The following is a 13,131-nucleotide window of genomic DNA, read 5'->3' as shown; positions in this document are numbered from 1 at the left end:
CGGAATTCCCGCCGGCCCGGCCGTCCTCAGGCGACTGCCGACGTGTTGCCGGGCGGGCGTGGACCTGTCGCCACCGCACGTTCGGACAGCAGTTGGTCGACCTTCTCGGATGACAGACCGAGGACGTCCCGCAGGATCGCCACGGTGTGTTCGCCAAGTCCCGGCGGGTACGTTCCCGTTCGGGCCGGTTCGCCGAGGTACTGGACCGGGTTGCCGAGCACGCGGGCCTGCCGGCCGTCCGGGTGCGCCAGTTCGAGGACCATGTTCCGGCCGGCCTCCTCCGCGTCGCGCAGCGCCTCGGGCACCGTCTTGATGAGGGAGACCGGCACGGACCGTGCGGACAGTTCGCCTACCCACTCGCGGGCCGGCCGCCGGGCGAACTCCTTCTCCAGGATATTCCAAAGCTGGTCGCGGTGGGTCAGCCGCGCCCGGCCGTCGACGAACCGCTCGTCGTCGACCAGGTCGGTCCGGTCGAGTGCGTCGCAGAGCGCCTGCCACATCCGCTCGGTGTTGGCCGTAACCACGAATTCCCGGCCGTCGCGTCCGGAGAACGAGCGGTAGGTGGGGATCGAGTCGTGTCCTCTTCCCTGCGGACCCGGTGTCACGCCGGCGACCAGCGAGTATGCCCCCTGGTAGGACAGCATCGACAGCTGTCCGTCGAGCATGGAGACGTCCGCGACCCGCCCGCCGGCGCGTGGCCGGTCCACGAGCGCGGCCAGGATGGCGATCGTGGCGTACATGCCGGCGATCAGGTCACCGGCGGGGATGCCGAGTCGGACGGCCGGGCCGCCCGGCTCACCGGTGAGGCTCATCACCCCGGACATCGCCTGCACCACCATGTCGTACGCGGGCTGGTCGCGCAGTGGGCCGACCTGACCGAAACCGCTGATCGACGACCAGATGAGGTCGGGCCGGTCGGCCCGGATCCGGTCCGGGTCGAGGCCGAGCCGGCGGCACACCCCGGGACGGAAGTTCTCGATCACCACGTCGCTGCGGGCGATCAGGTCGAGCACCACCTGACGGCCGTCGTCGGTCTTCAGGTCGACCGCGATGCTGCGCTTGCCGCGGTTGTTGGCGAGGAAGTAGACGCTGTCGTCGCCGACGAAGTGCGGGGGGATGGACCGGCTCAGGTCCCCGCCGAACGGCTCGACTTTGATCACCTCGGCGCCGAGGTCGGCCAGGATCTGGGTGGCGAACGGACCGGACAGGAAGGTGGTCAGGTCGAGCACCCGTACGCCGGCCAGCGGGCCGTCCGGCGTCCGGATGGTCGCCGCGCCGGCCTGGGCGGCGGTCACTGCGCCGCCTCGAAGATGTGCACCGCGCAGGCACCGTGGTCGAGGCCGGCGATGCCGCCGCCGGTAACGTGCGTCAGCGCGGTCCGGGCACCTGGCACCTGCCGGGCGCCGGCCCGATCGGTGAGCTGCCAGAAGGCTTCTGCCACCTGGGCCACGCCGCTCGCTCCGACCGGGTGGCCCTTGGCCAGCAGCCCGCCGCTCGGGTTGACCACGACCTGGCCGCCGTACGTGGTGGCGCCGGAACGGAGCAGTTCGATCGCCTCGCCCGGCGCGCAGAGTCCGAGTGCCTCGTAGTAGACAAGTTCGGCGACGGTGAACGCGTCATGCAGTTCGATCATGTCGAGGTCGGCGGGCCCGATCGACGCCTGCTCGTACGCCTCCCGCGCCGACCCGTAACTGATCTCCGGTCGGGTCATGTCCCGGAAGCCGGGCTCGAAGCCGCCCGAGTGCAGCACCGACGCGGCGACCCGGATCGACGGCGGACGGTCGAGTTCGCGCCACACCTCGTCGGCGACCAGGACCAGCGCGGCGGCACCGTCGCCGGTGGGGCAGCACTGGAGCAGGGTCAGCGGTTCGGCGATGGGTCGGGAGGCGAGCACCTCCTCAGCCGTCACCTCGGCCTGGTACTGCGCGTAGGGGTTCTTGCTGCCGTGCCGGCGGTTCTTGACGCTGACCGTGGCCAGGTCGGCCGTCGTGCCGCCCCGGTCGTGCAGGTAACGGCCGGCGCGCATGGCGTAGAGGGCCGGCATCACCATGCCCTGCTGCACCTCCCAGTCCTCGGCGACGAGCGGCAGCGTGCCGCCGCCGAACTGGGTGATCTTGTCGACGCCGATCACCAGTGCGGTCTCCTGCGCGCCTCGGGCGATCGCCTCGGCGGCGAGGTGCACCGCGGTGGCGCCGCCGGAACAGGCGTTGTCCACGTTCACCACCGGGATGCCGGCGAGCCCGGCCTCCTTGACGATCCGCTGGCCGGTGAGCATCCCGCCGAAGGCGTGTCCGCAGTAGACGGCGCCGATGCGGTCGGTGGGCAGCCCGCTGTCGCGCAGCGCGGTGATCGTGGGCGGGGCGGCGAGCCCGGTGTACGACGAGTCGCGGTAACGCCCCATCCGGATCATCGCCGCGCTGATCACGTGTACCTGGCGGGTCATGACTGCTCTCCCTCCGGTCGGGCCGGTCCGGCCGGGACGAACGCCCAGCCGGGCCGGTCGTCCCCACCCTCGGTGTCGATCACCAACGACACCGGCTCGTCGTGGCGGTAACTTGCCGGGTCGCCGTGGAGGCTGGCGAGCACCCGGGGGCCTTCCGGCAGGTCGACGTAGCCGATGGTGTACGGCACCGGCCGGGTCGCCGACACGTGCACGGTGGTGTGGGCGTACAGCGTGCCGCGCGGGCCCAGGGGCAGGGCGACGACGTCCTGGCCAAGGCACCGGGGGCACGTCGCGCGACGCGGGAAGGTCCGGGTTCCGCACTCGCGGCACTCCCCGCCGAGCAGCCGGGCCGGCTGGCCGTCGTGGGCCGGGGCGACCACCTCGGGTGGGATCAGGTCGGCCAGGGGCCGTGGCTCACTCATCGGACTACCTCGCTGTCGGCTGGGGTCAGTGGCACGCTCCACGCGTCATAGCCGTAGAGCCACTGCGGCGAGCTGCCGTTGCGCATGAACGTGTTCCGGGCGGACTCGGTCTGCACCTTGGCGGTCCGGGCCAGCCGGGTCCCCTCGTACGCCTGCAGGGCTCGGGGCAGGTCGCCGAAGCCGTGCTGGGTCAGGCACCGGAACAGCACGACCGCGTCCTCCACCGCCATCGCCGCGCCCTGGGCCATGTACGGCACCATCGGGTGGCAGGCGTCTCCGAGCAGCGCGACCGGGCCGTCGTGCCAGCTGGCCAGCGGCGGCCGGTCGTAGAGCGCCCACTTGTAGGTGGCGTGCGGCGTGTTGATCACCTGGTGAACGTCGGAGTGGAAGCCGTCCATCGCCTCGCGCAGGTCGTCGAGGCTGCCCCGGGTCGACCAGGACTCCTCCCGCCACGAGGTCTCCGGGATGCTCGTGACGTAGTAGATCTCCCGGCCGGCGCCGATGTAGTAGGCCACGATGTGCCGGTCCGGCCCCCACCACTTGACGAAGTCGTCGTCGACGTGGCGTTGGCTGCGGTCCATCTCCACCACGCCCCGGTAGGCGACCCGGCCGGTGAAGTGCAGTTCGGACTCGCCCATCACCGCTCGGCGTACCTGGGAGTGGATTCCGTCCGCGCCGATGACCAGGTCGGCGTCGGCCGTCCGTCCGTCGCTGAAGGTCAGCCGGACCGGGCCGTCGGCGGCCTGGTCCAGCCCGGCGAGCCGATGGCCGTGGTGCAGGTTGACCCGTCCGCTCGCCTCGGCCGCCTCGACGAGCGCCTGGTGGAAGTCGCCGCGGTGCATCTGGAGGAACGGTCCGTGGTAGTTGGCTTCCGCCTCGTCGCCGAGCGGCAGGTAGGCGAGGACGTCGCCGGTGTCCCAGGCGCGGCTGGTCCAACCCGTCGGGCGGCAGGCGGTACGGCGCATCGCGGCGAGCACGCCGGCGCCGTCGAGGGCTCGGGTGGCGTTCGGGCTGACGTTGATGCCGGCGCCGACCCGGGCGAACGCGGGCGCCTGCTCGTAGACGTCCACGGTGCAGGGCAGCCGGGTGAGGAGGGTGGCCAGGGTGAGGCCGCCCATCCCGGCACCGACCACGGCGATGCGCGGTCGGTCGGTGGTGCCGCCGGCCGGTGTCAGGTGGGCCGGCGCCGGCGAAAGCGGGGTGGTCATGCTCGGTCGCCTTCCTTTCTCGGGACGACGTCGTCGACGATGAACCGGTGCAGTTCGTCGGCGAATCGGTCCGGTTGTTCCAGCGGGGCGAGGTGCCCGACGCCGGTGAGCTGGACGTGGCGTGCCCGGGGCAGCGCGGCGGCGGTCGCGGCGGCGGCGTCCCCGGGGACGGCACGGTCGGCCGCCCCGGAGACGACCAGGGCCGGGATGGTGACGGTGGCAAGTCGATCGAGCAGCGACAGCTCGGCGATCGCCCGCCAGGTCTGCGCGTTGACGGCCGGGTCGGCGGCCAGCAGCCAACCCTGCACCTCGGTGATCAGCGTCGGCTCCGCGTGCCGGGTGTGGTCGGTGAACCAGCGGTCGACGGTCTCCCCCAGCATGCCGGCCATCCCGATCCGGGCGGTGCGATCGGCACGCAGCAGCAGTGACGCGCGCAGCGGCTCCGGTGTCTCGGACATCGTGTTGGCGAGCACCAGCCCGGCGACCGGCAGTTCCGGCCGGAGCGCGCAGTGCTGGGCGAGCATCCCGCCGAGCGAGACGCCGGCCAGCACCAGCGATCCGGTCCGGCCGGCGAGCTGGGCGGCCACGTCCTCGACGAGGTCGTCGAGCGTGAAGCCGGCCGGGGGCGCCGGCCGGCCGCCGTGGCCGGCCAGGTCCGGTACGACCACCGGGTACCCGCGTGCGGTCAGTCGCTCGCGTACCGGCTGCCACATCCGGTGGTCCAACCCGGCGGCGTGCAGCAGCACGACTGTGGGTGCGGGTCGGCCCGCACTGTCGTCGGCAGGCCGGTCGGTCAGCGCTTGGCCCATGGCACGAGCATCCGTTCGCACAGGTCGCCGAGGAGCACCGCGCCGGCGCCGCCGAGGGCCACGCAGATCAGACCGATGAACATCCGCGGGATGTCCAACGTCTGCCAGGACTGCCAGATGAAGTAGCCGATGCCGTCGTTGGAGCTGACGAACTCCACGGAGACGACCAGGATCAGCGCCTGACCGATGCCGAGCTTGACGCCGTTCATGATCGACGGCAGCGCGGCCGGCAGCACCACCCGCCAGTAGCGCATCATCCGGGGGAACGCGAACGCCTGGGCGACGTCGCTGTAGACCTGGCTGGTGTAGAGGGTGCCGCTGAATGCGGAGAGGCAGACCACGAAGAAGACACCGAGGGTGACCAGCACGATCTTGCTGGTGTCGCCGATCCCGAAGATGATCAGCAGGAGCGGCAGGATCGCCAGCTTTGGCATCGGATAGAGCGCGTAGACAAGCGGTGACAGGGCGTGCCGGACGGCCGCGACGCTGCCCATCAGGGTACCGACCAGGACGCCGGTGCTGACGCCGAGCAGGATCCCGACCACGATCCGGATCAGGCTGGCTTGGATCTGGGTGCCCAGGTCGCCGAGGAGGTTGCGTTCGGCGATGTCGACCGCGGCCCGCTCCACGATGGTCGAGGGCGCCGGGAAGAACCGATCGTCGATGAGGCCGAAGGTGGACGCGATCTGCCAGAGCAGCAGCAGGGCGATCGGCACCCCGGCGCCGAGGCCGATCTGCATGAGCCGGCCGCGCCGGCGTCGCCGCTGGTAGCTGCGGGCGGCACGGGCGTTGAGAGCGGCGTACGTGCCGACGGTGGCGGTCTCGGCCATCGCCCTACCTCCTCTGTGTGGTGAGGGTGTCGCCGACCTCTTCGGCGAGGATCGTCCAGAGCTGTTCGGTGACGGTGCGGAACTCCTCGGTGCTGCGGGTCGACATCACCTCGTCGTGTCGCGGCACGTCGATCTCCTGCAGGTGGCGGATCCGGCCGGGCCGGGCGGTCATCACCATGACCCGGTCGCCGAGGGTGACCGCCTCCTCGATGTCGTGGGTGACGTAGAGGACCGTGGTCGGACTCTTCGCGAAGACGTTCAGCAGTTCCTGCTGCATGATCAGCCGGGTCTGCGCGTCAAGCGCCGCGAACGGCTCGTCGAGCAGGAGCAGCAGCGGTTCCGCCGCCAGCGCCCGGGCCAGCGCCGCGCGCTGGCGCATCCCGCCGGAGAGCTCGTGCGGGTAGGCGTCGACGAAGTCACGCAGCCCGGTGAGTTCGAGGTAGCGCTGCGACCGTTCGCGACGTTCGGCGGCGCCGCAGCCGAGCGGCTTGAGCGGCAGTTCGACGTTGCGGCGCACGGTGAGCCAGGGAAAGAGGCTGTCGGACTGGAAGACCGTGGCGCTGGCCAGCCGGTGCCGGCCGGAGTCGTTGACCTGCCGCTGCCACCGCAGGGTGCCCTCGTAGTCGCGATCGAGGCCGGCGAGGATCCGCAGGAGGCTGCTCTTGCCGCAGCCGCTCGGCCCGATCACCGACAGCACCTCGCCCTCCTTGATCTGGAAGGACATGCCGCCGATGGCGACCACCGGTTGGCCGGACTTGCCGAAGTAGACACGGCTGAGGTCGTCCAGTTCGCAGACCGTGCGGTCGCCGTCGGTCTCGGCCGGGGCGGTGTCGGGGGTTCCGGGTGTGCCGGTCGCCGTGTCAGTACTTGCCAAGTTCGTTCACCGCCTTTGTCGCGAAGGAGTCGTCGAGCAGGGTGGAGATGTCGACCGGCTTGTTGACCAGGCCGCTCTCGACGAACCACTGCTGGGTGTCCTCCAGGAACTGCCGGCTGACCGCCTGGTTCGGGTCGAGCCCGGCGACGTTCGCGGAGAGCACCACGTCGAGCGGCTGTCCGGCCGCCTCCGAGATGATCTTGGCGACCTCCTGCTTGTTCTGGTCCTTGAGGAAGGCGTCGTTGTAGTCCCGTACCCCGCGCAGGTAGGCGGTCATGAACGCCTGGGCGGCGTCGGGGTGGTCGTCGATGAAGCGCTGGCTGTAGACCAGCGGCACCAGCGTGGCGCCGTCGGCGGGCACCACCTCGGAGAGGTTGGAGACCTCCGCGATGCCGCCGGACTTGAGCGCGGTGGTGAGGAACGGTTCGAGTTCGATCGCCGCGTCCAACGAGCCGTTGATCAGCGCTGCGGTCATCTCCGGGTAGGCAAGCGTCTCGACCTTGACGTCGTCGCGGGTCATGCCGTGCTTCTTGAGGAGCCCGTCGAGCAGCACGATGGTCGCCGAGCGGGGATCGGACACGGCGATCCGCTTGCCGCGCAGGTTGTTGAGGCTGGTGGCGACGTCGCTGCCGACAAGGGACTTCTGCGCCACCAGCCGGGTGGCCGATGCGGTGGTGCTGACGCTCTGCTTGTCTCCCACCACCTTGGCCTCCAGCCCTTGTGCGGCGGAGTTGAACAGGCCGGCCGTGACGGCGAAGCCCGCGACGTCGAGGTTGCCGGTGGCGACGGCGGTGGTGATCTCCGATCCGCCACCCATCCGCTGTCGCTCAACCTTCAGCCCGGCGTCGGCGAAGTAACCCCTCGCCTCGGCGAGGTAGAGGCCGGCGTCGGTGAGCCCGCCGACGGAGCCGAACCGGATGGTCCGCACGTCGCCGTCGGCTCCGGCGTCGTCGCTACCGCAGGCGGTAGTGGCGGTCGCCACCAGCACGGCGGCCAGGGCCAGGCGGAGGGCTCTGGACCGGGTGACTGAGGACAGGGAGATCAGCATGGGGGATGCTCCTTATGCAGGTGCGTCTGCGTCGGGCACGGGGGACGGCGGCCACACCCCGGGTTTCACCGGGGCGCCGAGCGAGTGGGAGATGTCGCGGACGCAGTCGATGAGGTGGTTGGTCAGGTCTTCGTGTGCGGTGGCGTCGTATCGCTGCTCGGGGATGGTGAGGCAGACGTCGCCGACCACCACGCCCCGGCCGTCGAAGATCGGCGCGGCCAGTCCGACCGCGCCGGGGATGTTCTGCCCGCTGGTCAGCGCGTAGCCACGGCGGCGGATCTTCGCCAGTTCGCGGTGCAGCGCCTCGGGGTCGGTGACGGTGCGATCGGTGACCGGGAGGAGCCCGGTGCGGTCGATGATCGCCTGCTGTTGGTCGGCCGGGAGAAACGCCATGATTGCCAGGCCGCTCGCGCCGGCATAGACCGGGCGCCATTTCTCCAGTTCGAGGACGTAGCGCAGCGGGTGTGAGGACTCCACGCTGGCCGTGTACATCATCAGTTGGGTGGTGGCGTTGTAGACGCCGAGCAGGGCGGTCTCGTTCGTCTCGTGGGCGAGGCCGCGCACCCACGGCAGGGCGGTCTCGCGCAGGTTGAACAGGCCGGCCAGCCGGGAGCTCCAGCGGAACAGCTCCAGCCCGATGCCGTACCGGCCGGTGTCGTCCCGCTCGACGAGGCAGCGTCGTTCCAGCACGGCAAGCAGCCGGTGGACGGTGCTGGGGGCCATGTCGGTCTGGGCGGCCAGTTCGCGCACTCCGACCGGTTTGCCACCGTGGCTGATCAACGCCGTGATGAGGTCGATCGCTTTGGTGATCGGCTCACGGGCTCCGTCGGAGGGACGAGACACCATCGGCTCCTGTTCCGCTGACGCTTCCGCTCGGACTGTTCCGTTGAACGGTTTACGTGTTCCGCAAACCCTCCGCCATCCCGCCGTGGGATGTCAAGGGCCACGTCACAGTTGTTTCGTCGGCGTTACGCAGGAGCAAATGAGCCCAGGTAGATGCCCACGCCGAAGGTCTTGACAGGCCGGATGACGTCGACAAGGTTGAGCGGAACGTCTGTTCCTCCCAGCGGAGGAGATCCCTCTCTTGGCGCTGAATTCCACAGCCACCACCCCACCGACCGCGCTTCCCTACCTCGACGGCGACGTGCCCCTGGCACAGTTCCCGACAAGCGATCGACTGCCGGTACGCAACCCGGCCGACCACCGCGAGTTGGTCGGCACCGTGGCGCTCGGCACCGCCGAACAGGTCGACCGTGCGCTGGACCTGGCCGTGGCGGCGGCCCCCGGCTGGGCGGCGCTGACCGCCGCCGGTCGTGCCGAACTGCTCCGCGCCGCCGCCGACGCCCTCGACCGCCAGGACACGGCGGCCCGGGCCATGCTCCTCACCCGCGAACACGGCAAGGTGCTGTGGGAGTCGACGCTCGACGTCGGCGGAGCAGCCGCGATCCTGCGCTACTACGCCGGCCTGGCCGCCGAGTTCGACGCCGAGGTCGACCACCGCAACGCCGTCGGCACCGCCCGGTTCCGGCGCCGGCCACTCGGCGTCACCGCCGTGATCGTGCCCTGGAACTATCCGGTCTATCTCGCCTCGCTGATGCTGGTGCCCGCGCTGCTGGCGGGTAACCCGGTCGTGGTCAAACCGTCCGAGGTCGCCCCGCTCGCACTCACCGAGACGCTACGCACCCTCGCCGCCGCACTACCCGCGGGAGTCGTCACCGTCGTACCCGGCACCGGCCCGGTGGTCGGCGCCACGCTCACCAGCGATCGGCGCGTACGCGCGGTGCTCTTCACCGGCAGCACCGCGACCGGACGGACCATCATGGCGTCCGCCGCACCCACCCTCAAGCGACTCGGTCTCGAACTCGGCGGCAACGACCCCGCCCTGGTGCTGGAGTCCGCCGTTGTCGACGACCGGCTCGTCGACGAACTGGTGCGTGGCACGTTCACCTCGTCCGGCCAGGTCTGCTACAGCGTCAAGCGGATCTACGCGCACCGGAGCCGCTACCGCGAGCTGGTCGCGGCCTACCTGGACGCCGCCAACGCGCTCGTGGTCGGTGACGGCCGCGACCCGGAGACCACCATCGGCCCGCTGACCACCCGATCCCAGTACGACCGGGTACGCGCCCTCGTCGCGGACGCGCGGCAGCGCGGCGCCCAGGTCACCACGATCGGCCGACGCGGCGCCACCGCGCGGTGGGAGTGCGGCAACTTCCTGCTGCCCACGGTGGTCACCGACGCGCCGCACGACGCCGCCCTGGTCGCCGAGGAACAGTTCGGACCGGCCATCCCGATCCTGCCGTTCGACACCGACGACGAAGCGGTAGCCCTCGCCAACGGCACCGACTACGGTCTCGCCGCGTCGGTCTGGACCGCCGACCCCGCGCACGCCGACGTGGTGGCCCGCCGGATCGAGGCCGGCTCGGTCTTCGTCAACGCGCACCGGCTGGGCGCCTCCGACCTCGCGATGCCGTTCGGCGGCGCGAAGCAGAGCGGCATCGGTCGCCGGCACGGCTTCGTGGCCGTCGAGGAATGCAGCGAACTACAGACCATCGCGCACATCGCCGATCCGGCCGGCCTGCCCGGACCGGCCACCCCGACGCGGCCGGGCCGCCAGGCCCCGCCCGGCCGGAAGGAGCAGTGACGTGTCCGAAAGCGCCGCGCACACCCTCATCGACATCCTGCTCGACTGGGGCGTACGGCAGGTCTTCACCTGCCCCGGCAGCACCGAGGCCCCGTTCCTGGACGCCTCGGTGGACCGGCCGGAACTCGACGTCTGTCTCACCACCCACGAGCTGACCGCGGTCACCATGGCCGACGGCTACGCCCGGTTCGCCGGCGGCGTGCCGGCCGTGGCCTACCTGCACACCAACGTGGGGCTGGTCAACGGACTGGGCGGGATGTACGCCGCGCAACTGGGCCGGGCGCCGGTGGTGGTGCTCAACGGCCTCAAGGCCGGCGTGATCCAGTCCCGACGCGGCTTCACCGCGCCGCCGGACGTCGGCGCGCTTGCCGCCGGGTACGCCAAGTGGAGCTGGCAGGCGCAACGCGCCGAGCACCTCGCCCAGGATCTGTCGCGGGCGCTGCAGACGGCCACCAACGGGCCGCCCGGCCCCGTGTGGCTCGGTCTGCCCGAGGATCTCGTGGCGGCGCCGGCCTCGGCGGTCGCCCCGGCCCCCGCCCGGTCCCGCCGGGTGGCGCCCGGCGCTCCCGATCCCGAGCAGGTGACCGCAGCCGCCGCCGCGCTTGCCGTCGCCCGGTCGCCGCTGCTCGTCGCCGGCGCCGACCTGGTCCGGGAGAATGCGGTCGATCTGCTGGTCAGCCTCGCGGAGCAGCTCGGTGCGCGGGTGGTCAACGAGGACCGGCGGTCGTTCGAGCGTTCCGCGTTCCCCACCGGCCACCCGCGCTACGCCGGTTTCTACACTGAACGGCTGCCGGCGGTACGGGAGGCGGACGTGGTGGCCTTCCTCGGCGCACGCTGCTTCCACGAGTTCGAGGCCGGAAGCATCGCGGCGCCCGCCGCCGGAGTGACCCTCATCCACAGCAACGCCGACCCCGCCGAGATCGGCAAGACGCACGGCGCGGACATCACCCTCACCGGGGATCACCGGCTCATCCTCGACCGCCTGATGGCGGCGCTGCCGGCCGGGCACCGACCCCACCCCGCTCTCCCGGCCCCGCCCGCCGTCACCGCCGACCCTGAGCCGGCCGGGCCGCTGCGCGTACCCGAGGTGGCGGGCGCGCTGGCCGCCACGGTCGACCGGCGGACCCGGATCGTCGCCGACGCCACCACCTCGAACGCCGCGCTCTTCGCCCATCTGCCGCAGGAGGTGCCGGGGCAGGTGATCACCACCTCCTCCGGAGCGCTGGGGTGGGGCATGGGCGCCGCGCTCGGGGTCAGCGTCGCCAAGCCGTCGGACCGGGTCGTCGCGGTGGTCGGGGACGGTTCGTTCCAGTTCGGCGCGCCCGCGCTGTGGGTCGCCGCCCGCCGGCGGCTACCGGTCACCTTCCTCATGATCAACAACGGATCGTACGCCGCGGTGGCGGCGGCGCTGCGCCGCTACGGCCGGCGCGCGGTGGAGTCCGGCCACTACCCCGGCAAGGACATCGCCGGACCGGACTTCGCCGCGATCAGCGCGGGGTACGGCGTACCTGCGGAACGGGTGACCTCGGGACCGGAGCTTGCGCGGGCCCTCGACGCGGCCGGCGACGCCGACGGCCCCCGCTTCATCGAGGTCCTCACCGACCCCGGGGACCTCGGACCGTGATGCCACCCACGACGGTGCCCGCCGCACCGCCGGCCCGGCACCAGGTCGGGCCGGCGGCGGCTTTCGCCGCCATCATGGTGGTCGCCAGCCTGATGCAGTTCGGCATCGGCGCGTTGAGCCCGTTCCTGACCGCCGAGTTCGACCTCTCCCGGTCCCAGCTCGGCATCGTCACAAGCGCCTACTATCTCGCCGCTGCGCTGCTGTCTCCGGTGATGGGCCACTGGGTCGGCGCACTCGGTGCCCGGCGGGCGATGTTGTTGACGGTGGCGTTCGCCACCGCCGGCGCCACCATCCTGGCCGCGTCGACCACCCTGGCCGCCGTCGTGATCGCGGTCGTCGTCGCCGGCTCGGCGGCGGCCACCGCCAACCCGGCCACCAACCTCGCCATCGCCGGCCGGCCCCGCCCGCACGCCGTCCTGATCGGGGTCAAGCAGTCCGGTGTGCAGGCCGCCGCGCTGCTGACCGGGATCAGCCTGCCCGCCATCGCGCTGGCCACCGACTGGCGTTACGCCGTCCTCGCCACCGCCGGGGCGAGCCTGCTCGCGCTGCCGGCGATCCGGGCCGCCGGGCCGACCCCGCGCAACCCGCCGCCGGTGTCGGCGACCGGGCCGGACCGGCCGACCCGCACGCCTCCCCTGCTGCGGCTCGCCGTCTTCAGCGCGCTGATGGGCGGCGGGATGGCAACCATCAACACCTACCTGGTGCTCTACGCACACGAACGGATCGGCCTCGGTGCCGGACTCGCCGGCGCGCTGCTGGCAGCCGTCGGACTCTGCGCGGTGATCTCCCGAATCATCGTCACCCTCGTCGTCGAACGCACCACCGACGCGGAACGGTCCGGCCTGCGGATGCTGCGATTGATGGCGCTCGTCGGCGCGCTCGCCATCGGGCTGGTCCTGGCCGGTATCCGGGTCGGGCCGGTGGCCCTCTGGGCGGGCGCGGCCGTGATTGGGCTGACCGCGGCGGCGTTCAACAGTGTGGCCATGTTCGTGGTGATCCGGACGGTACGGGGACGCGACGTGGCCCGCTCGTCGGGACGTATCCAGGGTTCCTTCTTCGCCGGGCTTTTCCTCAGCCCGCCGATCTTCGGGATCCTGGTGGACGTGAGCGGAGACTACACCGTCGGTTGGCTCTGGACGGTCGCGTGCTTCCTCTGCGCCGCCGGCGTACTCACCCGGTCGCGCCGCCATCGTGGACAGCGGCAGAGCCCGGTACCCGCGCCGGCGGGCTGA

At 71.7% G+C, this 13,131-nt stretch carries 12 protein-coding genes; 3 read left to right on the top strand and 9 right to left on the bottom strand.

Going from position 1 to position 13,131, the window contains the following annotated elements:
- Nucleotides 1-26 precede the first annotated feature (26 nt).
- The 9 genes from O7613_RS04325 to O7613_RS04285 are packed head-to-tail and all read right to left on the bottom strand — an operon-like array spanning nucleotide 27 to nucleotide 8,477.
- The gene (locus tag O7613_RS04325; RefSeq protein WP_282292241.1) at nucleotides 27-1,295 is read right to left on the bottom strand and encodes a CoA transferase; all 1,269 of its coding nucleotides are present in this window, start codon (nucleotides 1,293-1,295) and stop codon (nucleotides 27-29) included.
- On the bottom strand, nucleotides 1,292-2,443 hold the full coding sequence (locus tag O7613_RS04320; protein WP_282292239.1) for a thiolase family protein: 1,152 nt from the start codon (nucleotides 2,441-2,443) through the stop codon (nucleotides 1,292-1,294). Before O7613_RS04320 ends, O7613_RS04325 begins: the two co-directional genes overlap by 4 nt.
- On the bottom strand, nucleotides 2,440-2,865 hold the full coding sequence (locus tag O7613_RS04315; protein ID WP_282292237.1) for an OB-fold domain-containing protein: 426 nt from the start codon (nucleotides 2,863-2,865) through the stop codon (nucleotides 2,440-2,442). Before O7613_RS04315 ends, O7613_RS04320 begins: the two co-directional genes overlap by 4 nt.
- The gene (locus tag O7613_RS04310) at nucleotides 2,862-4,073 is read right to left on the bottom strand and encodes an FAD-dependent monooxygenase (protein WP_282292235.1); all 1,212 of its coding nucleotides are present in this window, start codon (nucleotides 4,071-4,073) and stop codon (nucleotides 2,862-2,864) included. The genes O7613_RS04315 and O7613_RS04310 overlap by 4 nt, the downstream gene beginning before the upstream one ends.
- Nucleotides 4,070-4,882, bottom strand: a complete 813-nt coding sequence (locus O7613_RS04305) for an alpha/beta hydrolase (protein WP_282292233.1) — start codon at nucleotides 4,880-4,882, stop codon at nucleotides 4,070-4,072. Before O7613_RS04305 ends, O7613_RS04310 begins: the two co-directional genes overlap by 4 nt.
- Entirely contained in the window at nucleotides 4,867-5,712 is an 846-nt protein-coding gene (locus tag O7613_RS04300; RefSeq protein ID WP_282292232.1) for an ABC transporter permease, read from the bottom strand. Before O7613_RS04300 ends, O7613_RS04305 begins: the two co-directional genes overlap by 16 nt.
- A gap of 4 nt (nucleotides 5,713-5,716) precedes the next feature.
- Nucleotides 5,717-6,586 (bottom strand): ABC transporter ATP-binding protein, encoded by an 870-nt coding sequence (locus tag O7613_RS04295; protein ID WP_282292231.1) that lies wholly within the window; start codon nucleotides 6,584-6,586, stop codon nucleotides 5,717-5,719.
- A complete protein-coding gene (locus tag O7613_RS04290) occupies nucleotides 6,573-7,634 on the bottom strand; it encodes an ABC transporter substrate-binding protein (protein ID WP_282292229.1) in 1,062 nt (353 codons plus the stop codon). Before O7613_RS04290 ends, O7613_RS04295 begins: the two co-directional genes overlap by 14 nt.
- Before the next feature lie 12 nt (nucleotides 7,635-7,646).
- The gene (locus tag O7613_RS04285) at nucleotides 7,647-8,477 is read right to left on the bottom strand and encodes an IclR family transcriptional regulator (protein ID WP_282292227.1); all 831 of its coding nucleotides are present in this window, start codon (nucleotides 8,475-8,477) and stop codon (nucleotides 7,647-7,649) included.
- A 241-nt stretch (nucleotides 8,478-8,718) separates the two neighbouring features.
- On the opposite strand from O7613_RS04285, the gene O7613_RS04280 reads away from it, so the two are divergent.
- The 3 genes from O7613_RS04280 to O7613_RS04270 are packed head-to-tail and all read left to right on the top strand — an operon-like array spanning nucleotide 8,719 to nucleotide 13,131.
- A complete protein-coding gene (locus O7613_RS04280; protein ID WP_282292225.1) occupies nucleotides 8,719-10,275 on the top strand; it encodes an aldehyde dehydrogenase family protein in 1,557 nt (518 codons plus the stop codon).
- 1 nt (nucleotide 10,276) lies between these two features.
- Nucleotides 10,277-11,899, top strand: coding sequence for a thiamine pyrophosphate-binding protein (locus O7613_RS04275; RefSeq protein WP_282292223.1), 1,623 nt, complete (start codon nucleotides 10,277-10,279; stop codon nucleotides 11,897-11,899).
- Nucleotides 11,899-13,131: an MFS transporter gene (locus O7613_RS04270; protein WP_282292221.1), complete on the top strand. Its 1,233-nt coding sequence runs from the start codon at nucleotides 11,899-11,901 to the stop codon at nucleotides 13,129-13,131. Before O7613_RS04275 ends, O7613_RS04270 begins: the two co-directional genes overlap by 1 nt.

It is taken from the genome of Micromonospora sp. WMMD975 (genome assembly GCF_029581215.1).
GTDB lineage: Bacteria > Actinomycetota > Actinomycetes > Mycobacteriales > Micromonosporaceae > Micromonospora.
This window is presented reverse-complemented; position numbering and strand designations above follow the sequence as displayed.

Bases quoted from the DNA above. Each gene is read 5' to 3' on its own strand.
- O7613_RS04320 (WP_282292239.1), bottom strand. From the start codon at position 2,443: ATGACCCGCCAGGTACACGTGATCAGCGCGGCGATGATCCGGATGGGG.
- O7613_RS04315 (WP_282292237.1), bottom strand. From the start codon at position 2,865: ATGAGTGAGCCACGGCCCCTGGCCGACCTGATCCCACCCGAGGTGGTC.
- O7613_RS04310 (WP_282292235.1), bottom strand. From the start codon at position 4,073: ATGACCACCCCGCTTTCGCCGGCGCCGGCCCACCTGACACCGGCCGGC.
- O7613_RS04305 (WP_282292233.1), bottom strand. From the start codon at position 4,882: ATGGGCCAAGCGCTGACCGACCGGCCTGCCGACGACAGTGCGGGCCGA.
- O7613_RS04300 (WP_282292232.1), bottom strand. From the start codon at position 5,712: ATGGCCGAGACCGCCACCGTCGGCACGTACGCCGCTCTCAACGCCCGT.
- O7613_RS04290 (WP_282292229.1), bottom strand. From the start codon at position 7,634: ATGCTGATCTCCCTGTCCTCAGTCACCCGGTCCAGAGCCCTCCGCCTG.
- O7613_RS04270 (WP_282292221.1), top strand. From the start codon at position 11,899: ATGCCACCCACGACGGTGCCCGCCGCACCGCCGGCCCGGCACCAGGTC.